At 59.6% G+C, this 24036-nt stretch carries 20 protein-coding genes and 2 pseudogenes; 4 read left to right on the top strand and 18 right to left on the bottom strand.

Annotated features, from left to right (window positions below; translation table 11 throughout):
• Window positions 1-22: 22 nt before the first annotated feature.
• Window positions 23-586, top strand: coding sequence for a type 1 glutamine amidotransferase domain-containing protein (locus tag AFK24_RS10335; protein WP_065833139.1), 564 nt, complete (start codon window positions 23-25; stop codon window positions 584-586).
• A 522-nt stretch (window positions 587-1108) separates the two neighbouring features.
• Here the strand turns inward: AFK24_RS10335 and AFK24_RS10330 are convergent.
• Window positions 1109-1486 carry a hypothetical protein gene (locus AFK24_RS10330; RefSeq protein ID WP_065833138.1) on the bottom strand — a complete coding sequence of 126 codons (378 nt, stop codon included), beginning with the start codon at window positions 1484-1486 and terminating at the stop codon, window positions 1109-1111.
• A gap of 259 nt (window positions 1487-1745) precedes the next feature.
• Between AFK24_RS10330 and AFK24_RS10325 the strand changes: the two genes are divergently transcribed.
• Entirely contained in the window at window positions 1746-2438 is a 693-nt protein-coding gene (locus AFK24_RS10325; protein ID WP_065833137.1) for a hypothetical protein, read from the top strand.
• A gap of 59 nt (window positions 2439-2497) precedes the next feature.
• Here the strand turns inward: AFK24_RS10325 and AFK24_RS10320 are convergent, their stop codons facing one another.
• The 17 genes and pseudogenes from AFK24_RS10320 to AFK24_RS10245 all read right to left on the bottom strand — a co-directional run bounded on the left by AFK24_RS10320 (window position 2498) and on the right by AFK24_RS10245 (window position 22377).
• On the bottom strand, window positions 2498-3478 hold the full coding sequence (locus AFK24_RS10320) for a methyltransferase (protein ID WP_080482116.1): 981 nt from the start codon (window positions 3476-3478) through the stop codon (window positions 2498-2500).
• Window positions 3475-4926: an iron-containing redox enzyme family protein gene (locus AFK24_RS10315; protein WP_065833136.1), complete on the bottom strand. Its 1452-nt coding sequence runs from the start codon at window positions 4924-4926 to the stop codon at window positions 3475-3477. The genes AFK24_RS10320 and AFK24_RS10315 overlap by 4 nt, the downstream gene beginning before the upstream one ends.
• 260 nt (window positions 4927-5186) lie before the next feature.
• Window positions 5187-5621: pseudogene (locus AFK24_RS32020) on the bottom strand (methyl-accepting chemotaxis protein); the annotation flags it as partial.
• 114 nt (window positions 5622-5735) lie between these two features.
• A pseudogene (locus tag AFK24_RS32015) lies at window positions 5736-6500 on the bottom strand (PAS domain-containing protein); the annotation flags it as partial.
• A 280-nt stretch (window positions 6501-6780) separates the two neighbouring features.
• A complete protein-coding gene (locus AFK24_RS10305) occupies window positions 6781-7653 on the bottom strand; it encodes a transporter substrate-binding domain-containing protein (protein WP_065833134.1) in 873 nt (290 codons plus the stop codon).
• Window positions 7650-8411, bottom strand: coding sequence for an amino acid ABC transporter ATP-binding protein (locus tag AFK24_RS10300; protein WP_065833133.1), 762 nt, complete (start codon window positions 8409-8411; stop codon window positions 7650-7652). The genes AFK24_RS10305 and AFK24_RS10300 overlap by 4 nt, the downstream gene beginning before the upstream one ends.
• The gene (locus AFK24_RS10295) at window positions 8408-9067 is read right to left on the bottom strand and encodes an amino acid ABC transporter permease (protein ID WP_065833132.1); all 660 of its coding nucleotides are present in this window, start codon (window positions 9065-9067) and stop codon (window positions 8408-8410) included. Before AFK24_RS10295 ends, AFK24_RS10300 begins: the two co-directional genes overlap by 4 nt.
• Window positions 9048-9713 (bottom strand): amino acid ABC transporter permease, encoded by a 666-nt coding sequence (locus AFK24_RS10290; protein WP_065833131.1) that lies wholly within the window; start codon window positions 9711-9713, stop codon window positions 9048-9050. The genes AFK24_RS10295 and AFK24_RS10290 overlap by 20 nt, the downstream gene beginning before the upstream one ends.
• Window positions 9714-9857: 144 nt before the next feature.
• Entirely contained in the window at window positions 9858-11513 is a 1656-nt protein-coding gene (locus tag AFK24_RS10285; RefSeq protein WP_065833130.1) for a dipeptide ABC transporter ATP-binding protein, read from the bottom strand.
• Window positions 11510-12400 (bottom strand): ABC transporter permease, encoded by an 891-nt coding sequence (locus tag AFK24_RS10280; protein ID WP_139110486.1) that lies wholly within the window; start codon window positions 12398-12400, stop codon window positions 11510-11512. Before AFK24_RS10280 ends, AFK24_RS10285 begins: the two co-directional genes overlap by 4 nt.
• Window positions 12397-13413 carry an ABC transporter permease gene (locus AFK24_RS10275; RefSeq protein WP_080482115.1) on the bottom strand — a complete coding sequence of 339 codons (1017 nt, stop codon included), beginning with the start codon at window positions 13411-13413 and terminating at the stop codon, window positions 12397-12399. Before AFK24_RS10275 ends, AFK24_RS10280 begins: the two co-directional genes overlap by 4 nt.
• A 298-nt stretch (window positions 13414-13711) precedes the next feature.
• Entirely contained in the window at window positions 13712-15334 is a 1623-nt protein-coding gene (locus AFK24_RS10270; RefSeq protein ID WP_065833129.1) for an ABC transporter substrate-binding protein, read from the bottom strand.
• Between the two features lie 74 nt (window positions 15335-15408).
• Window positions 15409-16752, bottom strand: a complete 1344-nt coding sequence (locus AFK24_RS10265; RefSeq protein ID WP_065833128.1) for an LLM class flavin-dependent oxidoreductase — start codon at window positions 16750-16752, stop codon at window positions 15409-15411.
• A 13-nt stretch (window positions 16753-16765) separates the two neighbouring features.
• Entirely contained in the window at window positions 16766-19216 is a 2451-nt protein-coding gene (locus AFK24_RS10260) for a TonB-dependent receptor plug domain-containing protein (RefSeq protein ID WP_065833127.1), read from the bottom strand.
• On the bottom strand, window positions 19213-20184 hold the full coding sequence (locus AFK24_RS10255; RefSeq protein ID WP_065833126.1) for an ABC transporter substrate-binding protein: 972 nt from the start codon (window positions 20182-20184) through the stop codon (window positions 19213-19215). Before AFK24_RS10255 ends, AFK24_RS10260 begins: the two co-directional genes overlap by 4 nt.
• 10 nt (window positions 20185-20194) lie before the next feature.
• Complete coding sequence (locus tag AFK24_RS10250; RefSeq protein ID WP_065833125.1) at window positions 20195-21052, bottom strand: class II aldolase/adducin family protein; 858 nt, start codon at window positions 21050-21052, stop codon at window positions 20195-20197.
• 419 nt (window positions 21053-21471) lie between these two features.
• Window positions 21472-22377 (bottom strand): LysR substrate-binding domain-containing protein, encoded by a 906-nt coding sequence (locus AFK24_RS10245; protein WP_065833124.1) that lies wholly within the window; start codon window positions 22375-22377, stop codon window positions 21472-21474.
• Between the two features lie 121 nt (window positions 22378-22498).
• Between AFK24_RS10245 and AFK24_RS10240 the strand changes: the two genes are divergently transcribed.
• Together AFK24_RS10240 and AFK24_RS10235 are read left to right on the top strand one after the other, a co-directional pair.
• A complete protein-coding gene (locus AFK24_RS10240) occupies window positions 22499-23335 on the top strand; it encodes a transporter substrate-binding domain-containing protein (RefSeq protein ID WP_065833205.1) in 837 nt (278 codons plus the stop codon).
• Between the two features lie 33 nt (window positions 23336-23368).
• Window positions 23369-24031: an amino acid ABC transporter permease gene (locus AFK24_RS10235; RefSeq protein WP_065833123.1), complete on the top strand. Its 663-nt coding sequence runs from the start codon at window positions 23369-23371 to the stop codon at window positions 24029-24031.
• Window positions 24032-24036 lie beyond the last annotated feature (5 nt).

The following is a 24036-nucleotide window of genomic DNA, read 5'->3' as shown; positions in this document are numbered from 1 at the left end:
CATGAGTAGAGGAAAACCGACAATGACAGCCCAACTGCAAGGCAAAAACGTTCTGTTCATCACTGCCAATTCCGGAATCGAGCGCGACGAGTTGCTCAAGCCGCTGGAGGCATTGCGCAGCTATGGCGCCAAGGCGACTCATGCATCCATCGAAGGCGGCACTGCGCAGACGTTCATGCAGGACACCGAAAAAGATCGCACCGTGGAGTCGGACAGCAAACTCTCTGGCCTTGCCGCCAGTGACTTTGACGCGCTGGTGATTCCGGGTGGTACGGTCAACGCCGACACGCTGCGTCAGGACAAGGACGCCCAGCGTCTGGTCAGTGAATTCGCGAAAGCCGGAAAGATCGTCGCAGCCATTTGCCACGGGCCCTGGCTGCTGATTGATGCCGGCGTCATTGAAGGCAAGACGCTGACGTCATACCCGAGCCTGCGCACTGACCTGATCAATGCCAAGGCGGCGAACTGGGTCGATGCACAGGTCAAACAGTGCGGGGCCAATGGCTGGACCTTGATCACATCGCGTAATCCGGACGATATCCCGGCGTTCAACGAAGCCATCGCGGCGGCGTTGCAAGAAGCTTAGGCGCGAAGTCCGTTGGAGCGAGGCTTGCCCACGAACATGTCGGCACTGCCCATAGTTTCTGTAGTGGTTAAAGCTCGCTTCCACAGGATGCGTGCGTACATATCCATTGCTTCGGTAACGGCTACTTAGGGTTGCGCCCTTACGGCGCGTCACTTTCGAAAAGCGCGAAAGTAACCAAAGCGCTCTTGCCCCACCACTCGGTCCCTCGCTTTGGCTCGGCATGCCCGTAATCCGACATTGATGTGGAGGGTCGCCGCAAAGGGCCATCCCTGGCCCAGTGCGGCTAAACCGGCGTCCTGCCGGTTTATCCTCCAAATCAACATCGGATTTCGGCCGGCGTGGTTTGACGGGGCGCTTAAGATCAAGATCAAGAACAAAGCCAAAGCGGCGTTGAATCTGTGTGGACCGCATCTCAACTGTAGGAGCGAATTTATTCGCGAGGCGTTCGTGGCGGCGACACAGATTTACGGCGTGAGCGATGGCCTTTTCCCGGATAAATCCGGTCCCACAGTGTTATCACCCTCACTCCACGCGCTTGACCGATATCACTTCGAAATACTTGAATTTTTCCTTGGCCGCTGCCTTCTTCGCTTCCTGCTCGGCATCGAAGGTGCTCAGGGTCTTGGCGTCGTACACGAACATCGTCTCTTCGCCTTCGAAGACCTTGGTGCAGCGCATGGTGACCCGAAGTGCGGGTGATACACGCTTGGCTTTCGGACGCACGGCTTCAGGCTTAACCTCGGCCTCAGGCGGCGCGATGATGAACTCGGGTTCAGGTTCCGGCGCAACGGTCGGTTCGAGGTCGAACTCGATTACCGGCTCAGGTTGCTCGGCGGGCTTGGCTGGCTCATCAAGGCCCAGCGCCCGGCGCATGTCTTCTTCAGTCAGTCCCATACTCATGTCACTTAATCTCTTTACTAAATAGCCGTGAGCGGAATGATCAACAGGACGGCGCAAGAAAACAAGCCAAGGATCGCCAGTGACAGGATAAAAGTGTAAATCGACCCTGAATATGCCGCCTTGGTCCCGGATGACGGCCATGAATCAACCTCCGGGCTATTGGCTCGTGACAACAGCGCCCTCGTCCACTAGATTAGGCGCCCCGAAAAGCTCAATGCCTTTCGCGCCTCAAACCCGGTTAACGAAATAGTGAAATTCAATGCCTGATTCCCATACAGAACACGCCGTGACCTCCTCCAAGCTCGCTTACGAAGATGCCATCAGCCTTTCCCAACACGTGCCTCAGGCCAAGATCATCAGCGAAATGGTGCTTGATACCTTCCAGAGCGCCAAGGAAAGCGATCAGATTCGTCAGCTACGAGCCGCAATTCGCCAAGCTCAGGACAGTCTTGACGACGACAAGGCCTACGAGTTGATGGGCGAACTCAAGCAGCTCAAGGACGCCGAGGCGTCCGACAGCGCGGCTCTGGCGGATTTGAGCACGCGGTTCTCTATCAGTCGCATCCTGTTCAGCTACAAGGATGACCCGGCGTTTCAGGAACTGGTGTATAGCCTGGCGCTCAAGGTGCTGAACCAGACCCATCAGGCCATCAGCAATCCGGGTACCGGCAAAAGCAAGGTCGCCCGGGCCAAGAAGGACGTCGAAGTGTTTTCCATCAGCAAGGATGGCATCACTGTCAGCCTGCCGATGCGTACGCCGCGCTCCCGGCCGAACGTCGACCGTGAAGCCTTCGAATTCCTGGGCTTCAGCTTTGTTGGCGAAGGCGACGAGGCGGAGCTGGAAAGCGAAACCTTCGTTGATAACGAAGGCAACGAGTTGCCGGTGACGCGCAAAAATATCATTACCGCCTTGCAGCAGCAGAAGGCGTTTGACGGTTACAGCATCGCCTGACCGTCCTGAAACGCAAAAGCCCGGTCGCGTGAACGGGCTTTTCTCAAGCCACCGAGTCATCAGACCCGGCGCACCACCAATTCCACCGCTGCAATCCGCTCCACGTCCCGATAGCCATCCTCGAGCAATTCTTCGCCGAAGACATCCGGATCAATCTCCCGATAGGTCCAGGCCCACGCTGGACCGGCAATATCATCTGCCACCGCAGCCAGGAACGGATCCGCGCCGTCGACCATTGCCACGCCGGTGTACAGCACCAACGCGCCACCCACCGCCAGCCGCGGCAAAGACTCGCGCAGGATTCGCACCGACAGATCAGCACCCAGCGCATCGCCACCGTGGCGATATGCCCGCTGGCGCGCGTCCTTCATGTAGGGCGGGTTGGCGATAATCAGATCGAACTCACCGTTCACGCCGCGCAGAATGTCACTCTCCAGGCATTCAACGTTGTCGATCCCGGCTACCTGGGCATTGACCTGGGCAAAGTGCAGCGCCTTGGGATTGATATCCACGGCGAACACTTGAGCGTGAGGCTGTGCGCGGGCGATCACCAGCGCGCCCGCGCCGCTGCCGCAGCCGATGTCCACGGCGCGCCTGATGGGCGTGAAAGTCCTGCTCAACTGGTCGCGAATCGACTGCGCGAAACGGTAGGTATCCGGGCCGAAGAACACCGAGTCCTCGTCCGTGGTCGGAAACGCCGAATGCGCCAGCGACAAATCTCCCAGGCTCGACCACCTGACGCGACTGATGAAGCCGCGCGCGTGGGCGGCAACAATACCGGCAGCCAGCAACTCGTTCAGTTCGTCGGCCGGCAACAACGTTTCCGGAAACGGCCGGCTCCAGCCGAACACATCCCGCAGCGAGGACGCCAGCTGATTGCCTGCGCGCGCGTTGACCCGTTGATGGGTCAGCGGCGTAGGCGTGATAAAGCGGTAACCGTCGGCAACGAGGCCTTGCCCGAGCTTCACCAGCGCGTCATGGGAAGAGCGCTGGAGCCGAATGTCCGACGTATCAATCGCAAAAGCCTGGTTGGCGTTCATGCTCGCTCTCCCGTCAGACGCTCAGCCATGGCTTCGACATAGCGTTTGGTCGCAAACAGTCCGGCGGGAGTCGCGTGCCTGGCGGGCGACATGCGCTCGATCAGGACCTGCATCTTCTGCGCCGCCGTGGCGTTGTTGAGATCGGCCAGCAAGCCGCTGACATCGGGATCGACATCTTCGAGCCGCGTGTGCTGGTCGGCCGTGCGCAGACCATCGTTGCGCGGCGCCGACCTGAAGCGTGCCCGGAATGCATCCGGAGTTCGCTTGCTGGAGGTCGACTGCACCGCAGTGGCTGACCAGTCGCCCGCGATCCAGTCATGCAGCACCTGCTTTTCATAAGCATTGAACACCCCGAACATGGCCGCACCCGCGCCTTCGATCAGCTGCCAGAAGCGACTTTCGGTCGGATCCTGATGGCGTTTTATCCAGCCGCGATTTTCCAGCACCGCAAGAAACTCCCCCATCTGGTCCGGCTCCGCCAGCCACTGGTTGACGGTCTTGCCATCCAGGCGGCAATAGTCCGAATGCATGTGCTGGCCAAAGGTGCGCTTGCGCTCCAACAGTGCGATCAATTCCTGCTCCAGATCAAACGCCTGGATCACGGCTGTGGTGCCAGCCCCCAATTCGTTGAGTCGGTAGCCGTTGGCAATGCGCTGATAGAAATCGTCGCGCTGCTCGCCCATGGGCAGCAAGGCCAGGACGCTTTGCGCCGCCTTGCGAGCGTGGCCGGTGCTGGCATTGTCGATGGTGATGTGCAGCGTGAAATAGTACGGATCGATACCCAGTTCGTTCAGCTCGAACGAGGTGATCAGCAAGTGCAACGGAAGTTGTTCATAGCCCAGGTTGTACCCGATCACCTCCGGCAGAAATTGCCTGGCCTGATTGCCCAGTGCCAACTGAATGGCCCCTTGCAGATAAGCTTCGTCATCGAGCCCGTCGCTTAGATCGCATTCCAGGTCCGCCAGAAGTTTCTGATACAGCGAAACGTGGTTCAGCGCCGCATCGCCATCGCCCAGTTCTTCGAGATAGGTGCGGATCAACCCATGAAACCGGTAATCGGCCCAATGCGGCAGCAACCCGTACAGCCATGCCCCATCGACCCGTTTGGTCGGCGCAACATGTTGCAGAAAATACATCGCGTGGGCCTTGTTGGTAAAAAACCGGCGCGGCGACCCGGCGCGACGTTGGTCCAGATACGCCGAATAGTGCTCGGCGACTTTGCCCACACCTTCCGCGATCCACTGCTCAAGGTGTTCAGGCTCGGCGGGCAGATGACAGGGCTGCATGTCGGCGAGTTGCAGCTGTTGGCGTAAAAAGGCCGCAGCCTGAGGATCATCCTGCAGCAACGGACTGTGCATCAGCGCGTCATAGGTCGCTTTGTAATAACTTTGCACAGTTCGATGAGGCTGAGAGAAAGCAGACTCTGTCGGCATTTGAAGAGAGGTCATAAATACTTCCTGGCAGTTCCTGATACAAGCAAGACATGCTCACGCGCAAATACTCACGCGAAAGCGCTTCTTTAAGTCGTTGTAAGAAGGAGTACTGGCCGTTTGGAAAATTCACCGCTCCTGGATGGGGTCCAGATGGATGGTCGAAGGCCATGCCGCCGACCATCCGAATACAAGGCTTATCCGTAGATAAACCATTCATTCGCAGACAACCTGCTTTTCAATGATCGAGTTCAGTCTTTGCCAGGGACAGCCTCTGATCAGTCATGACTGGACGCGAACATGCTGACCGCTTGCACGGCATCACTGGTCCCCGTGCGGATTTGCAGGATAACCGTCCCGGCCTGATCAGCGAGGCTGACGCCGCGTTGCGCGCCCTCCTGAGTGGCGTCCATGCTGGCGACCGCATCACGGGTTTCGGTCAGGATCATGCCGATCATCTCGGCAATCTCCGCCGTCGAGCGGCTGGTGCGCCCGGCCAGTTGCCGGACTTCATCGGCCACCACCGCAAACCCCCGGCCCTGATCTCCAGCCCTCGCAGCCTCGATGGCGGCGTTGAGGGCCAGCAAGTTGGTCTGATCGGCGATGCCGCGAATGGTGTTGACGATTGCCGTGATCTGCTCGGAGCGTTCACCCAGTTGGCCAACCAGTCGGGCCGAAGCGCCGATATTGTCGGCAATCTGGCGCATTTCCCGAGCGGTCTGCTGAATGACTTCGGCGCCGTGCTCGGCGACTTTTTCCGTCTCGGCGGAAATGTGGTAAGCGCGGGATGCGCCACGGGAATCGGACTCGAACTTTTCGACCCGATCACTGATGTCGCTGGCAAACTTTACGATCTTGTAGAGTTTGCCGTCCGCGTCATACACCGGATTGTAAGAGGCTTCCAGCCAGACCACGCGACCATTCTTCGCGAGTCGCTTGAATTGCCCGCTGAAAAACTCACCCGCATTCAGTCGACGCCAGAAGTCACTGTACTCGGCACTGTTGACCAGACTCGGCTCGCAGAACAGGCGGTGTTGCTTGCCCTTGAGTTCAGCCGCCCCATAACCCATCACTTTCAGGAAATTGTCATTGGCGACCAGAACATTACCGCTCAGATCAAACTCCACGACCGCCATGGCCCGATCAAGGGCGGCCAGTTTGCTACGGGTTTCGGCTTCCTGGCTCACCTTGGCGGTGATGTCCAGCGCGTACTTGACCACCTTCAACACCTGGCCCCGTTCATCCGTTACCGGGTTGTAGCTGGCCTCAAGCCAAATGTTCTGCCCCCGGCCGGTGACACGCTGGAAGGTACCCGAAACAAACTTGCCGGCCCTGAGCTGCGCCCAGAACTCGCTGTACTCCTTGCTGCGCGTCAGGGTCGGCAAACAAAAGTCCTGGTGGGACTTGCTCAGCAACTCATCCTCGCTATAGCCCATGGCTTTCAGAAAATTGTCGTTGGCGCGTAGCACTTTACCGGTCAGGTCGAACTCCACCACTGCCATCGAACGTTCAAGTGCCGCAATCAGTCCTTTGAACTCCACAACCTCGGCCGTCCTGGCTGCCAGTTCGTTTTTTAGAAGTTTATTGAACATGACGTACCCTCAGCGATAGCAAAAACCATTGAACTCTATGCTGACTATCGGCGGGTCATGGGCGAACTTAAGTGGATGGAAAAAGTTAAGAATTGACGTCAACTATAAGTTATTAGCCAGCTAACTACTTACAATGACTAAGTTACCGCGAGATAAGCGCTTATTGTGATTGTTAACAGATATCTACGCACTAGACAAGACTTGAAGCGGGGAGCATTACGTAGGACCGGCTTTAGCCGGGAGGGTGTTCTCCTGGTGGAAGCCGGTCCTACAGATCCTGTTAAGGCTTCCAGCTACCGCCTTCAACTATTACCGCTGAAGGATCGGTGCCGTCAGCCAGTTCCTTGCGCACGTACTGGTCGTAGAGCTTGAGCAGGTATTTCTCTTCGCCCAGTTTGGCAAGCTCCGCGTTGACCCAGTCGCGCAGTTCGATGTTGCCTTTCTTCACTGCCGGGGCGATCGGTGCTTCGTCGCCCAGCTTCTGTTCCAGCACGCGATAACCGGGGTTTTTCTTCGCCCAGCTGAACAACACCAGATTGTCCTGGGCATACGCATCACCGCGACCGTTGGCCAGGGCCTGAAGAGACTCGGAGTTCTTCTCGAACTTCAGCACCTTCCAGTCCGGGTGATTTTTCGTCAGCCAGATATCGGCCGTAGTGCCAGTGGTGACGATAGTGGTTTTGCTCGCCAGATCATCAAGGACTTTTACCGAACTGGCCTCAGGTACCAACGCCTGCACGGCAACGCGCAGATTCGGGTTGGTGAACTCCACCGCTTCGCGACGCTCCGGAGTCACGGTCATGTTGGCCAGAATCAGGTCGACCTTGTCGCTTTGCAGGAACGGGATACGGCTGGCCGGTTCAACCACCACAAACTCGATCTTCTTTTCATCGCCCAGCAAATCCTTGGCGAAGCGCTTGCCAAGATCAGTGTCGAACCCGACGTATTCACCCTGTTCGTTGACGAAGCCGAACGGCGGCTTGTCGCTGAACACGCCGACAATCAATTTGTCGCGTTTCTTGATGATGTCCAGATAGCTTGCCGCAGCGACAGGCTTGGCCTGCGCCGAGGGCTTGGGTTCTGCGGGTTTGTCGCAACCGGTCAACAGACCGAGGGCAATCAGAGGTACAACCAGGGCAGTTTTAAAACTCACGATGCTTTCCTTTTGGGCATGTTTTCTACGTAGGAAAACCTCTCCAGGAACTGCTGCGCTCGTGCGGTCTGCGGGGCGCTGAAGAAAGTTTCGGGGTCGTTCTGTTCCGCGATACGGCCGCGGTCCATGAACAGGATTCGATCCGCCACGGCACGGGCAAACGCCATTTCGTGTGTGACGATCAGCATGGTCATCCCGCCCTGGGCAAGATCGAGGATCACCTCCAGCACTTCCTTGACCATTTCCGGGTCGAGGGCGGCGGTGACTTCGTCGAAGAGCATGACTTTGGGGTTCATGCACAACGCCCGAACAATAGCGATGCGCTGTTGCTGGCCACCGGACAGTTCACGCGGGTAGACATCACGCTTGTCAGCCAGGCCAACCCGCGTCAACAACGCTTCGGCCTGTTGCCGGGCTTCCTTGGGCGCGCGCTTCTGCACCTGCACCGGGCCGAGCAGAATGTTGTCGAGCACCGTCATGTGCGGGAACAGGTGATAACTCTGGAAGACCATGCCGATTTGCTGGCGAACCTTGCGCCAGTCGGCATTGGCGGCCAGGTCCGTCCCGGCGAACCGCAGGTTGCCCGCGTGGCCCAATTCCAGGCCGTTGAGGCAGCGCAGCAAAGTGCTTTTACCGCAACCGCTGGGGCCAAGGATGACCAGCACTTCGCCTTCTGCGACCTGCAGGTCGATGTCCTGCAATACAGGTGTCGCGCCGAAATTCTTGCTGAATCCGGCCAGTTCGATCAATGCGCTCATGCGTGATTCCAGCGCCGTTCAAGCACGCGGGACGCGGCCGACAGCGGATAGCAGATGAAAAAGAAAAACAGGAACAGAAAGCCATAGATCAGCACCGATTCGTAGGTGCGCTCGATGATCTGCTGGCCCACCTTGGTGACGTCGATCACCCCGATCAGCACCGCCAGCGAGCTGGTCTTGATCAGCCGCGTGTAGACGTTGATAACCGGTGGCGTCAGGCGTTTGAGAGCCTGAGGCAACAGCACCCGACCGTAGAGCTGACGCAAGCCCAGTCCAATCGCCAGCCCGGCTTCGCGCTGGCCGCGCGGTATCGAACGCAGTCCGCCACGGACCACCTCGCCCACCTCGCTGGCGCCCCACAACGACAGGACCAGCACCGCGCACCAGAACGCCGGAATGCTCAGGCCAAGGAAGATCGGCAAGCCGAAGAAGAACAGGTACAGCCAGACCAATACCGGGATCGCGCGAAACAGCTCCAGATAAATGCGCAGCGGTATGTCGAACCAAGGTTTGCCAAGACTGCGCAGCACGCCGTAGACCAACCCGCCAAGGCTGCTAAACACAATTGCCAGCAGCGAAATACCCAACGTCCGCCCAGCACCAGTCAGCAGCTGCGGCGCCGACACCCACAACAAATCAAGACCCGAACTGGCCATGCTGGAGCCTCCTTTCCAGAACGCCCAGCAACAGCGACAGCGGCAGGAACAACAGCACGCACAGGCCGGTCATCACGGCGAGCATTTCGTAGGTTTTGTAATACAGCGCGATATAACTTTTGGCCGTGTAGAGGATTTCCGGAACAGCTACGGCCGAGACCACCGTGGTTTCCTTGAGCAGGAATACGAAGTTGGCGAACAGCGCCGGCAGGCTGAGAATGCCCGCCTGGGGCAAAATCACGTGCCGCAACAACTGCCAGCGGGACAAGCCGATGGACAGGCCCGATTCGATCTGCGCCTTGGGTACCGCCTCGATGCCGGCGCGCAGGATTTCGGTCAGGTATGCGCCGCCAAGGAAGGTCATCGCAATCACCGCCGAGGCAAAGCCGGAAACGCGAATCCCCAGCGTCGGCAAGGCGAAATAGATGAAGAACAGCTGAATCAGCAGCGGCGTATTGCGCGCCAGTTCCACATACAGCGGGACCAGTCGATGCAGCACCGGCACGCGAAACGTGGCGATGGCGGCGTTGAGTACCGCAACCAGCAACGAAGTCAGAATCGCGATCAAGCCGACCTGCAAGGTGACACCAACGGCTTTAAGAAAGGCAGGCAGCGTGGAAATGGCAAAGGCATAGTCGAAGGTCATGGGCGACCTTCGACAGCAGGGAAAGCAGGGGCGGGATACATCGTAAGTGGCCTTGAGCTATCTTGTAGCTATATATCCTAAGCTTTTGTTTTTATAAAATTTAATACCGAATAGATCTAAGCATAGAGCCAAGTCTTCCCGGCCTCATGCGCTGGAGCGGGATTGCACCTGCTGCTCTTGCAGATACAACTGCCCCGGAATATCCGCCAACAGACGCCGGGTATAGGCATGACCGGGAGACTGGAAAACATCGTGACAGCCGCCCTGCTCGACCACTTTGCCCGCGCGCATGACCACCACCTGATCGGAAATCTGCCGCACCACCGCCAGGTCGTGGGAAATGAACAGATAGCTCAGTCCCAGCCGTTGCTGTAACTGGGCAAGCAACGCCAGAATCTGCGTTTGCACTGAAGCGTCCAGCGCCGAAAGCGGTTCGTCCAATACCACCAGCTCCGGTTCAAGGGCCAGCGCTCGGGCGATGGCAACTCGCTGTCGCTGGCCGCCGGACAATTCACCCGGTCGGCTGTGCAGCAGACGCAGCGGCAACTCGACCTGTTCAAGCAGGTCCGCCGCGCGCCTCGTCCGTGATTCCCGGTCGCCCACGGCATAGGCTTGCAAGGGTTCGCTGATGATCTGCTCCAGGGTAAAACGCGGGTCAAGGGATGCGTAGGGATTCTGATACACCACCTGAATCCGTCTGCGTAATGGCTGCCAGTTCCGCCGTGAATAGCCGCTGATGTCCTGCCCATCGAACAGCACCCGCCCGGCATCAAGCTTTTCCAGACCCACTATCAGCCGCGCGGTGGTGGACTTGCCGGAACCAGACTCGCCCACCAGGCTGGTGGTGCCGTGGCGCATCACCGAAAACGACACATCGTCCACCGCCGCCGAACCCGGGTTACGCCAGGTCGAAAAGTCTTTGCCGAGGTGTTCGACTTGCAGCAGCGGCGATTGCAGCGCTACCACTGAATCGCGCCGCGATGCGACTGGCCGGGGTGCCGCACTCGCCAAGGTTGGAACTGCGCCCAACAACTGCTGCGTGTAGGCATGCTGCGGACGCTGGAAAATCTGCCGCGCTGCGCCGGTTTCGACAATCCGCCCGTTGTGCATGACGATCAGCCGGTCGGCGCGGTCCAGTGCCACGCCCAGATCGTGGGTGATCAACAGCACCGCCGTGCCCCGCTTGCGCGCCAGAGATTGCAGTTGATCGAGAATCTGCCGCTGCACGCCCACATCCAGCGCGCTGGTGGGTTCGTCAGCAATAATTACCGCCGGATTGTTGGCCAGTGCGATGGCAATCAGCACCCGTTGACGCATGCCGCCGGACAGCTGATGCGGAAAGCTGCGCCCTACCCGCTCGGGATTCTGTAAGCCGACGTCCGCCAGCAACGTCGCCGCCCGCGCCCGCGCTTCGGACTTGGGCACGCCGTGGACAGTCATGGCTTCGCACAACTGCGCACCGATGCGTTTTACCGGGTCCAGCGACATGCCCGGATCCTGCGGCACAAAGCCGAGTACCTTGCCGCGCAACGCCCGCCAGTGACGTTCGCTGGCGCGGATCTGCTCTACGCCGTTGAGCTTGATGCTGCCGCTTTCGATCTGCGCATTACCGGCCAACAACCCGACCAGCGCCGCAGCGGTGGTGGATTTGCCTGATCCGGACTCACCGACCACCGCGACGATTTCCCCGGCGAACAGCGAGAAGTTGATCCCGTCGACGCCTGGCACCCGACCTTCGCGGGTCCGATAACCAATGCTTAAGCCACTGATCTGCAAAACCGCGTTTTCCGGCGCACTCATGACTGATTTCCTTGTAAATCCTGTACCGCTCTGGCCAATTGGTTGGTCGCTAACACCACCGCTGCTACCACCAGCCCCGGCAATGTCGTGTACCACCAGGCCGCGACCATATAGTTGCGGCCTTCGGAGATCAGCAATCCCCACTCCGGTTGCGGCGGTGGCGCGCCGAAACCAAGGAAACTCAGCGCCGCGACCGACAAGACTGCGCTGCCAAATTCCAGTGCAGCCAGGGCCAGCACAGGTCCGGCGGCGTGAATCAGAATGTGCCGGCGAATGATCGTCCATGGCCCGACGCCGCAGGACACCGCTGCTTCGACGAACACCGCCGTGCGCCAGCGCAAGACCTCGCCCCTCACCAGGCGGGCGAACGTAGCCACCGATGAAAGCCCCACCGCCAAGGCAATATTCAGCGTGCCGAAGCCCAGCACGGTAATGATCGCCATGGCCAACAACAGCGAAGGAATCGCCATCAGCACTTCCACCACGCGCATCAGCAGCGCATCGGCCACGCCGCCGAAATAGCCGGCAATGATCCCCAGCACAATGCCCACCACCAAGGCAATTGCCACCGCCAGCGCCGTGGCCTGCAACGAAATGGCTGCGCCATGCACCGTGCGGCTATACAGATCGCGGCCCAGCTGATCTGTGCCAAACCAATGACTGGTACTCGGGCTCTGCAAGGCCTGGCTCGGTACTCCCAACAACGGATCGTAATGGCTGAACGCGCCGGGCCATAACGCCCAGGCCAACACCAGCAGCAGGACCAACAGACCCAACGGCAGCAGCGGCCGACGCCTTAACAGCGAAGCCAGTTTCGACCTTTGCCAATAGGCGCTGGTTGGCGGCGCAGCCAATGCGCTCGATGGCTGATTCAACACCTGGCTCATCGTCCTGCCCTCCCTTGTAAACGCGGATCAAGCAGCGGGTAAATCAGGTCGACCAGCAGATTGACGCTGATAAAGATCGCCGCCGCCAACACCACCACGCCCTGCACCAATGGAATGTCTTGGCCACTCACCGCTGCCTGAGCAAGCCGCCCCACGCCTTCCCGGGAAAACACTGTTTCAGTGACCACGGAACCGGCCAGCAGATTGCCAACGATTACCCCGGAAAGGCTCAGCAACGGAATCGCCGCATTATGCAGTTGATGAACAAACAGCAGGCGTCGCGGGCTCAGTCCCTTGGCAATCAACACATCGACAAACGGCTGCGCGCGCACCGCCGCCAGTGAGCGCGCCAGCACCTGGGCGATCACTGCCGCTGTGGGAATCGCCAGGGTCAGCGCCGGCAATATCAGTGAGCTAAAGCCCTGATTGCCCATGGCCGGAAACCAGTGCCAGGAGAACGAAAAACCTTGCAGCAGCAACAAGCCGATCCAGAAGGTCGGCAACGACACCGCCACCGCTGGCATGCCCAGTAACCCGTTGCGCAACCAGTCGCTGCGCACCAGGCTGGCGGTCAGCGCCAGGGCAATGCCGGCCAACAAAGCAAAACCGAGAGCCAGAAAGGTCAGCGCGGCAGTGGCTGGCAAAGCCTCGCTCAACGCCTTTATCACGGGTTCGCCGCTTTGTATCGAATGGCCTAAATCCAGATGCAGCGCGCGCCACAAGGCAATGCCGTATTGCACCGGCAGCGGCTGGTCGAGGTGATATTCGGCGCGCAGCGCGGCGATCTGCGCCAGATCCACCGCCGAGGGCTCGCCTTGCTGATTGAGCATGATGCTCACCGGATCACTGGGCAGCGCGTACAAAATCACAAACGACACACTGAACGCCGCCCATAACACCAGCAACGCTTGGCCGACCCGGTTCAACAGATAAGTCGCAGCCTGACGCAAAGGGAAACCGGGCGCGCGTAACACAAGGTCGGCATTGCCTGGATTCAGCGAACTGTCAGTCATGGGGTTTCCTCTTGAACATCGCATGAATGCTTTTTGTGGGAGCGAGCTTGCTCGCGAAAAGGTCAGCACATCCGGCGTATTGTTTGAACCTGGTATATCGCCTTCGCAAGCAAGCTTGCTCCCACGGGTATGGCGTTCGCGCTACCGCTGCAACCAGGTATCGAAATCGCGATGAAGCCTCGTGAATTGAAATGCTCGTTGGAGCGAGGCTTGCCCGCGAACCAGGCGCCTCGGTGACCCTGATCCACCGCGTCATCGTTCTTCGCGGGCAAGCCTCGCTCCCACAGATCCAAATCACCTACCGCTGCAACCAGGTATCGAAAAACTGCAGCCTCGATGAAGCTTCAAAGTGCAAGCCATGCACCTGTTTGCCATGGGCCAGCACCGTCACCAGTTCGATCAGCGGAATCGCGTGAGCCTCGCGCAGCAGGGTTTCACTGGCCTGATCCACCAGTTTCTGGCGTTGCGCGCTGTCCAGCGTTGCGGCCGACTGTTGCAGGATCTGATCAAGCGGGCCCGGATCGCGCCGGTTGTAGTTGCGTCCCGGCGATTGGTACACGGTGCGGATCACGTCAGGATCGGCGCGGGTCAGATTGAAAAACGTCAGGTGCATGTCGCCGCTGGCCTGCAACGCCGTGACTTGACTTATGGTGTATTTATTCAGGCGCAAATCCACGCCGACCAGCCGTAATTGCTGTTGAATCAGCTCCAGAATCGGCGTGCTTTGCCAATAATCCAAACGCAACGCCAGGCGTTTTCCGTCTCGCTCGCGAATACCGTCAGCGCCCACACGCCAGCCCGCTTCCTCAAGCAAACCTCGCGCGCCTTCCGGGTCGTAGGCCAGCAACGGCGACAGATCGCGGTAGAACGGCGTGCTGCTGGCCAGCAAGGCACTGGCCGGTTTCTGGAAACGGGAAATGATGCTGCGCAGCTGCTCGCGGTCGATGGCTTTGATCAATGCCTGACGCACCCGCACGTCGCTGTACAGCGGATCCGTTTCGTCCGGCGTCAGGTTGTAGACCACGCCGGGATTGGCGCGGGTCAGCAATGGCACGCCCTGGGTCTCCAGCACCTGCTCGTTTTGCGGAACCACACCGGTATCGACATCGATCTGCCCGGACAACAGGCTGCCCAGACGCACGCCGGATTCCGGCACGATGACGAATTCGATAGCGTCCAGCCAGGCCTTGCCTTTGTGGCTGGCCAGAGAGGAAGCCCAGGCGTAATCGTCACGTCGGGCCAGCGACACGCGCTGGTTGTGGACGAAAGACTTCAGCACAAACGGCCCGCTGCCGATCAGGTTGCCCTGGCAACGTTCACCCGGCGGCAACGCCAGGGTTGCTCCGGCCAGCACGCCCAGGCTCATGGTAGAGCTCGCCTGCAGAAATTGCGCATTGGGTCGCTGGAACTCGACGATAACCGTATGCGCGTCTGGCGTTTCAATGCTTTTGAGCCCGGCCAGATACGTCGAACCAAGGATCGAACGCGCCCCAAGGGTGACGATATTTTCGAAGTTGGCCTTTACGGCGCTGGCATCCAGCGCGCTGCCATCGCTGAAACTCACCCCTTGGCGCAGGTAAAACGTGAAGCGCCGCGAATCCGGGTCAACCTCCCAGCGGGTTGCCAGCCACGGCACGATTTCGCCGGTTTTCGGATCCTGATCGGTCAAAGAATCTGTGAGCTGACGCCCGACATTGAGCGCGGTGTTGTTGCCGGCCTGTTGCGGGTCAACGCAATTGGGATCGCCATCCAGCGCGACCTTGAGCGTCCCGCTGGACACCGGGCTCGCGGCAACCGTGGCCGACGCAGGTCCGTGGGAATCGCCGCAGCCGGTCAGCAGCAGCGCAGCCAGAAGCGGCAGCAGTTTCGCCGGGGGCATGTTCGCGGCGCGGGACAGCTTGATCGAAGCTTTCAATGTCATAAGCACAACTTTTGTCGGATCGGCAAAACGCGAAGCTATCGGCTTCGCGGCGCAGGATTGCGGGGCACAGGTCATCACTGTGATGAGGCGGCATGGCGGTTGGCGATGTAAGGCAGACCGAGATTTTCCCGCAGCGTCTGGCCTCGGTACTCGTGACGAAACAACCCGCGACGCTGCAATTCGGGAACCACGCCTTCGGCAAAATCGCTGATGCCTTCGTGCAGGCCGCTGAACATCACATTGAAACCATCGGCGGCACCGGCTTCGAACCATTGCTGGAAATCGTCGGCAATGCTTTGTGGCGTGCCGATGAGGATTCGATGCCCACCCGCCGTGAGCTTGTTGAACAGCTGGCGCACGGTCGGGCGCTCCCGGCGGATCAGGTCGAAGACCAGCTTCTGTCGACTTTTATGGGTGTTGGTATCGAAGGTTTCCGGCGGCAGCGGCACCACTTCGTCGAAGGGCAACTCCGACAGGTCAAAACCCAGGCTGGTGAAGCGCGAAATGGTGCGCAGGAACGACGTGGGGTCGAGCAACTCCTGCAAGCGGTCGTACTTAGCCTGGGCCTCCGCCTGGGTGCGGCCGACCACCGTCGAGACGCCCGGCAGCACTTTCAGGTGCTCGACATTGCGTCCCAGTTGCACAGCGCGTTGTTTGATCTCCGTGTAGAACGCCACGCCCTGCTCCACGGTGTGTTGTGCGGTAAAAATCAGTTCCCCCGCGCGCGCCGCCAAGGCGCGTCCGGCATCGGAAGAGCCGGCCTGGGCGATGACCGGATAGCCCTGAATCGGTCGCGCCGCATTGAGCGGGCCTTTGACCTGGAACGAACTACCGTGGTGATCGAGCACGTGCATCTTGTCGGTGTCGAGCCAGGTGCCGGACGCCTTGTCCTGCACAAACGCGTCGTCCTCCCAGCTGTCCCACAAACCGCTGACCACGTCGTAAAACTCTTCGGCGCGCTGATAACGGTCGGCATGTTGCACGTGGGCGTCGAGATTGAAGTTCTCGCCGCCGCCCAGGGACGTCACGAGATTCCAGCCCGCCCGACCGCCGCTCAGATGGTCGATGGAAGCAAACTTGCGGGCAATATTGTAAGGCTCGTTATAGGTCGTGCTGGCGGTGCCGATCAGGCCGATATGCTGCGTCACCAGCGCCAGTGCCGGGATCAGCACCAGCGGGTCCCAGCGCACACTGTTCGGTCCCCGCGCCAGCGCTTGTAAATCCAGCTCGACGTTAAGGCTGTCGTTGAAGAACAGCGCATGAAAGCGCGCTTTCTCAAGTGTTTCGGCGATCCAGCGGTAGTGGCCGAAATCCTTGAAGGAATCAGCCGCCGCCTGGGGATGACGCCAGGCGGAACCCATTATCCCGGCGCTGGGAATGAACGCGCCGAGGATGATCTGTGGTTTTGCAGTGCTCATACTCGTGCCCCTGTCAGAAGTTGTAACTTACTCGGGTGTACCAAAGGCCGCCGTAGGGATCGAACGGCGAGATGCTGCCGAACTTGGGGAAGCCGTTGATATCGCCATTGGGGTAGCCGTTGTTGTCGGCGCGCACGTCGAACAGGTTGTTCGCGCCGACCGCCACGCCGAGGCTGTCGGTCACGGCATAGGCCACTTCCAGATCGGTGATCCACTTCGCGCCGTAAGTCACGTCATAGGCCGGATTGGCGTCGCGGGCGATGACCTTGTCGTAGCGATTGAGCGAGGCATTGATGTCGAACTTGTCGATTTTCCAGTTGCCGCTGAGGATCAGTTTGGTCTTCGGGTTGGCCACGGTCAGATAGCCCTGGGCGACCCGGTCAAACAGCTCCAGGCCGCTGGACGCCAAGACGCCGGGCGTCGACTTGATGCTGTCCAGATCGGTCTTGTTGTAGTTGAACGCAACACCGTATTTGACGCTGCCGTAGCGGCCGTAATCGACCTTGTAGTCGGTGACCAGATCGACGCCGCGCGTGGTGGTGTCGGCGGCGTTGGTGAAGTATTTGACGCGATAACCCGGTTTCAGGCCTTGTTGCTGCAGAATCTGATTGACCCCGGATCCATACAGGAAACCGGTCAGGCCGATGCGATCCTTGATTTCGATCTGATAGGCATCGAGGGTCAGGTTGGCCTGGGGCAGCGGCTTGTAGGTGAAGCCGACGCTGATGTTGCGCGACTTCTCCGGCTCAAGATCACTGGCGCCCAGCGCCTTGGCCAGCGCCGAATCGACACGGGCAGTCTTGGCCTCGACGAACTGGGCGATACCGTTCACCAAGGTGTACTGGTTGGAGGTCTGCGCATAGGTCGACTGCGACAGGGAAGGCGCACGGAAGCCATTGCTCAAGGTGCCGCGAATGGCGAAAATCGGTGTGAAGTCATAGCGGGCCGACAGTTTTCCGCTGGCGGTATTGCCCGAATCATCGTCGTACTTCTCGAAGCGTCCGGCGATGCCCAGATACAGCTTCTCGGTGGGATTGATGCCCAGATCGACATAGGTCGCGTAGCTGTTGCGGCTGTTCTGTCCGGCATCTTCCGGGGTCAGGGTAATCGCACCTTGCGCGCCAACGGCAGCCGGCTGCCCGGCCAATGGCCCGCTGGGATAAACATAACCGCCGTTGAGATAGGAAAGCACATCGTCGGATTCGGTCTTGTAGCGCTCGTGACGGTGCTCGGCCCCCAGGGAAACCTGCAACGGTTTGGCCAGGCCGACTTCGAAGGCGCGGGTCAGGTCCAGGTTATTGGTCCACTGATCGAAGGTGTTGGTGTAGCTGTCGAAATGGGTCGGGCTGCTCGGGCCGAGGGACGCATTGAGGGTTTCGTCCGCGCCCGCCTGGCCCTTGTCGCGGCCGAAGGTCGAACTCAAATCCCAGCTCCAGTCCTTGACCAGGCCTTTGGCACCGGCGGCCACCTGATAGTCCACCTCTTCCAGGGTATAAAAAGGCGCGGTGCCGTTGGGGTAGATCTCCGGAATGATGTTGGTCGAATTAGGTCGCCGATAATTCTGCCCGCCTCGGGCATCGCGCTTGCTCAAGGTGGAAAAGGAATACAGCGTCAGGTCGTCATTGAGCGGCGCTTCAGCGTTGTAGCCAACGTTGATGGCCTTGATTTTCGGCAAACCGTTTTTCTGCAATTCGCGGTCGGTGGTCGCCTCGCGCGGGTCCGGCGAACCGTTGGCCTGGGGGTAATACAACGAACCGGTGGCGTCCCGGGAGCGAACGGCGGTCTGCTGGGATTTGGCATCCAGCGAAAGGTTGAAGAAGCCGTCATTGGGCAACGCAAAACCGGTGTTCAGCGACTGCTTGATGATGCCGCCGTCGCCTTTGTAATACTCGCCGTATTGCGTGCTGGCCGAGCCACCGTGATCGTTCTGCTTGAGGATGATATTGATCACCCCGGCGATGGCGTCCGAGCCGTATTGCGCCGATGCGCCATCGCGCAGCACCTCGATATGATCGATGGCGCTGATCGGGATCATGTCCAGATCCACCGGATTGGTGCCGTAAGCCGCCGTGGAATCCAGGTTGATCACTGCGCTGTTATGGCGGCGCTTGCCGTTGACCAGCACCAGCACATTGGAGCCGTTCAGCCCGCGCAGGCTGTACGGTCGGGCAATGCTGTCATTGGAGCTGCCCGAAGGTCGCTGACTGAATGACGGCAGGGTTTTTTCCAGCGCGCCACGCAGGCTGCCGGAACCGGTTTTTTCCAGTTGCTGGGCGCTGATCACGTCGATTGGCGCCGGGCTGCTGGTGACGGTGCGCGCTTCACTGCCGCGCGAGCCGGTGACGATGACGGTGTCCAACGTGTCGGTGTCGCTGGCGGCCAGCGCCAGAGTCGGCAGCAAGCTGAAACCGGCGAAAAACCAGGGCGCCCAAGGCAATGCGACAGAAGACGAAGGTGCTTTCATAGGGTTTGAGTGTCCAGAAATTGCGTGAAATCGGTTCGCCACAGCGGTCGCACATCGACCGGTTGGCGAATCAATCGATTTTCGAAAAAGGTGTCTGCAACTTTTTGCTGGTCGACAATCGCCTGCCCGGTGATCGGCCCGAGTCGCTGTGGCGTACCGCGCTGCCGCAGTTGCTTGAGGTACAGGTCTGCGGCGATTCCGGTGAGCTGTTCGTTACTCTGCGCCCAGGCCTCTGGATGCTTTTCCACCCAGGCCCAGGTGGCTTGTTCACGCCGCAGAAAATCGGCGACCTGCGCCTGGCGACTGGCGTCCTGCAAGACTTTTTGCGTGGTGGCGATAATCGTGTTGCCCACGTAATCGCTGACGTCCTGCAGTTGCGTGCCACCGGCCATTTCGGCCTGCAGGACGGAAATCCCGCCACCAATCAGCGCGTCCACATGCCCGCTGCGAAAGGCGATCAGGGATTCCTGCATCGGCATGGGAATCGGCTGCACATCCGCCAATGACAGCCCATGACGTTGCAACAGGCGCAGCAGGAAATAGTGGGTATTGGTGGCGCGCACATAGCTGATCTTCTTGCCCTTCAAATCGGCAACGCCATGAATCCCCGAGCCGTTTTTGATCACGATGCCGATGTCATGCACATCGCCGGGAATGGTCGCCACCAGCGCAATGGGCACCTTGGCGATGGACGCGAAAATCGGCGGGATCTCGCTCATCGACACGTAATCCAGGCTGTCGCTGTTCAACGCTTCAAGCACCAGATTGCCGCCGCCGATGTCCACCCACTCAATTGGATAAGGCGTGTCCAGTTGCCCGGCCAAGGCCATGAATGTGGCCGCCGAACCCTTGTAGCGCCAGACCCGCAACGCGGGTGTCGAAGCCCAGGCGCTGACCGGTGCCAGCAGTCCGCCGAGCAGCGCGCCCGCACTGGCGGCGAGCAGTTGACGTCGATTAAGCGCAACCATGACCCGCCGCCTACGCCAACAGATCTGGCTGGCGGGCGATGATTTCATCCCACAGCGGCTGGAAGTTGAGCCAGCTGAACAGTTCGTTGCGCGCCCTGCCCTCGGCGCTCGCGGGTTCCAGCTGGGGAATGATCGGTACCCCGGCGGCCCTGGCCAGCAAGTGCGAACGCGCCACGTCCTCGGCGAGAATGAAGCGCCAGGCCGCACTTTCCACCGTTTCGCCGACGGTCCACACGCCATGGTTCTGCCAGAACAACAAGTTGTTGCCAGCGAAACTGTCGACAAACGCGCCGGTAACGAGGTCGCGATCCTGCTCCGGTGTGCCGTCGGCTTTGCGCAGGTCATGGCGGCGGAAAATCGCCTGATCACCCACAAAAGCCCCGGCTTCAGCGGTGATCGGATCAAACAGCTGACCCAGCGATGACCAGGTGCGGCCATAAAACCCGTGCAAATGCGCGATGCCGACCACTTCGGGTCGCGCTTGCTGCAAACCGTAATGCAAGTCCAGGGCGCTGGTATTGAGCAGGCCTTCGCCCTCTACGACCTGGCCCTGGCTATCGACGCGCAGCAATTGCGAGACGCTGATCTGCGAGAACGGCACGCCAAGGGGATTGATCCAGTAGTGCTCGGTTTCGATGGGATCGCGCGCCGTGAAATGTCCGGCCAGGCCGACTTCAAAACCGTATTGCGCGAACAACCGATAGGCCGCCGCCAGACGCTGTTTGCGATGCAGGCGTTCTTGCAGCAAATCGTCGTGGCGTGGAACCGCGTCCAGGGTCAAACGATTGTTAGCGTGGGGCAGGCTGAAAATACTTTTGCTTGTCGTGCTTGTCGTGCTTGTCGTGCTTGAGGTGCTTGCATGGCTCATGCGGTCTACTCAACCAGGGCTCGTGTTGCCGAGCTATTTTCTTGGGGCGAACGCCGTCGCTGCGCACCAGGCGCGGAAATCAAAACGGGTTCGTGATGAAGACTGTTCCGCGCCAGCAGCATTGGCTTGCCGGGCGCAGGAAGAACGGGAGTGGGGAATCAGGTTTTCATGGTGCAGGCCCTCGCATGGAGTTATTGCTCTCCTCCACCGTGCGAGGGGTCGGGTCGAGACATTCAGGATGTAACGCTGTAGGTCTGAAACGCGGCCTATTCAGCCGATGCTTAAGAACATAATCGATGTATTTGGCGGTGTGAAATTCTAATTAACGCTAAGCTAATATTAATTTAAGTTATTAGATTGATTATAGAACATGCTTATAAAGCATATACAGTTAAGCCCGGAGACCCCATCGAGCAGCGTTATTCTGCGTGCAGTCGCCCCCGCCATTCCTCCTCGCTGATCACTTCCTGGGTCATTTCGACGAACACTTTGGCCAGTGCGCTGGGGACTTTTTCGGTGGGAAGGATGGTAAAGCCAAAAAACGGGATCACGCAGGTCAACGGCCGAAAAATCAGGCCGGGCGGTGCGTCGAGCGTCGACAGCGGGTTGGCAATCGACACGCCCATGCCTTGGGCGACCAGGGCGCAAAGCGTCATGCTGTACGGGGTTTCGATGCTTAGCTGGCGGCCGACATCGGCACGCTCGAAGGCTTCGTCGATAAGGCGGCGGGTACGGTCGACGGCGGACAGCGAAATGAACGGCTCGCCACGCAAGTCTTCAAGACTGACTCGGTTTTTTGCTGCCAAGGCATGGCCGGTGGGCAGCACCGCAACGCCCGGTAGTTGATACAACTGTTGCGCATGCACATTGGGCGATTCGCCAATGCTCGACGCGTAGCCGATGTCGCAATAGCCCACTGAAGTCCAGCGGCGAACCGTGGCTTCGCTGCGCATTTCCAGCAGGATCGCCACTTGCGGGAAGCGTTTCTTGAAGCGTTTGATCACGCGCGGCAACAGGCCTGCGATTGCCGGAATCGCCGCGATGCGCAAACGGCCGGTGCCCGAAACGCGAATCTCATGGGCGGCCTGGTTGAGATACGCCAGCCCGCTGAAACTGTGCTCGACCTCCCGATAGAACGCCGATCCCTCATCGGTAGGCGTCAGGCGACTCGCGCCACGCACGAACAGCTTGAACTGCAAACGCTCCTCGAGCTCGGTCACCAGCCTGCTGATGCTGGGTTGCGAGGTGTGCAGTTCACGCGCGGCGGCAACCATGGTGCCAAACATCATGACCGCCCGAAATGCTTCGACCTGACGCAGATTCATGCCATAGACCTATATCAGCTGTGAATAGCACACTTGAATATAACAATTGGACTGGATTGCCAAGTCGATCAACACTGAAATCGTTCAGCACCTACCCCACTTGGTCGCCGCGGAGTACCTCATGACATATTCAGGTTTGAGCACCACCCTGACTGCTTGCGCTTTGGCGTTGGGCATTTCTTCGGTCAGCGCTGCAGAATTGCCCGCGCTGCCTCCGGAAATCGCAGCCAAGGGCGAACTCAAGGCAGGCGTGCGCTGTGACCAGCCACCGTTCGGTTTCAAGGATCAGAACGGCGGCTTTGCCGGTGTCGAAGTCGAGATCGCACGGCAAATCGCCGAGTACGCGTTTGGCTCCAAAGACAAAGCCATTCTCACTTGCGTCACGGCCGAGAGCCGCATCCCGCAGCTGATGGGCAACAAGGTCGACATGCTGGTGGCGACGCTGGGCATCACCCCGGAACGTGAACGTGTTGTGGCATTCAGCAAGCCCTATCGCTGGGACAGCAGCGACATTCTGGTCAAGAACGACAGCCCGGCGAAAACCATCGCCGACCTGGACGGCAAGACCGTCATCGCCCTCAAAGGCTCGACCCAGGCACGCTGGCTGGGCGAACACGCCAGCGGCGTGCAGCTGACCAATCTCAATAGCTCTTCGGAAGCCTTGATGGCGTTCCAGCAAGGCCGTGCCGACGGGTACGCCCACGACACCGCGACCCTGGTGATGATCGGCGCCCGTGACAAAAGCGTGCGGCGCATCGGCCAGCCGTATGGCATTTCCGAAGCCGCTATTGGCTTGCGCAAGAACGAAGCGGCGTGGCTGGCTTACGTCAACGCGGCACTGGCGCGCATGCAGGAACAGAACCTCTACAGCGGCTGGATCAAGGCCGTAGCGCCCGAAGGCACCGAGCAGTTCTACATCGATGGCTTCACCAAGCCGACTCCGGTCGCCAATCTGTAACGGCTGATCAACGCTGGGCAGAGGAACGCGTTTATGGATTTCGACATTCACTATCTGTTGCAACAGTGGCCTGCTTTGCTCAAAGGCGTCGGGGTCACGCTCAATGTCAGCCTGGTGGCGATTGCGCTGTCGCTGATCATTGGCCTGATTGGCGGCACCTTGCGCTATTTGCAGGTGCGCTGGGCCAGCCCGCTGATTGCCGGCTATGTCGAGTTCATCCGTAACACGCCGTTGCTCGGCCAGATGTTTTTTATCTATTACGGACTGCCGGGGCTGGGCGTGCCGGTTTCGCTGTACTGGTCCGGTGTGTTGACCCTGACGCTCTGGGCCGGCGCCTATCAGATTGAAAACTTCCGTGGCGGCCTTGCTTCGGTACCGACCGGCCTGCGGGAAGCGGCGACAGCCATGAGTCTCAATCGCTGGCAGTTCATGTGGCTGATCGCACGCCCCATCGCTCTGCGCACCAGCTTGCCTTCGCTGTTGAACACCACGGTTTCCCTGCTGAAAAACTCGGCCTTCCTGCAAGCCATCGGCCTCGCGGAATTGACCTATGTCGCGGTGAACAAGATCGCTTCGGACTTCCGCACCCTGGAAATGCTCGCCGCCATGTGCGTGTTGTATCTGGCGCTGGTCGGCGCTCTGGCGCTGGCTTCAGCCTGGCTCGAAGCGCGGCTGCACAAGCCGTATCGCACCTGAGGGCT

The sequence above is a fragment of the Pseudomonas syringae genome, from assembly GCF_001698815.1.
In the GTDB taxonomy this organism is placed as follows: Bacteria; Pseudomonadota; Gammaproteobacteria; order Pseudomonadales; family Pseudomonadaceae; genus Aquipseudomonas; species Aquipseudomonas syringae_A.
The sequence above is the reverse complement of the archived record's forward strand: the minus strand, read 5'-3'. Positions and strand labels throughout refer to the sequence as shown.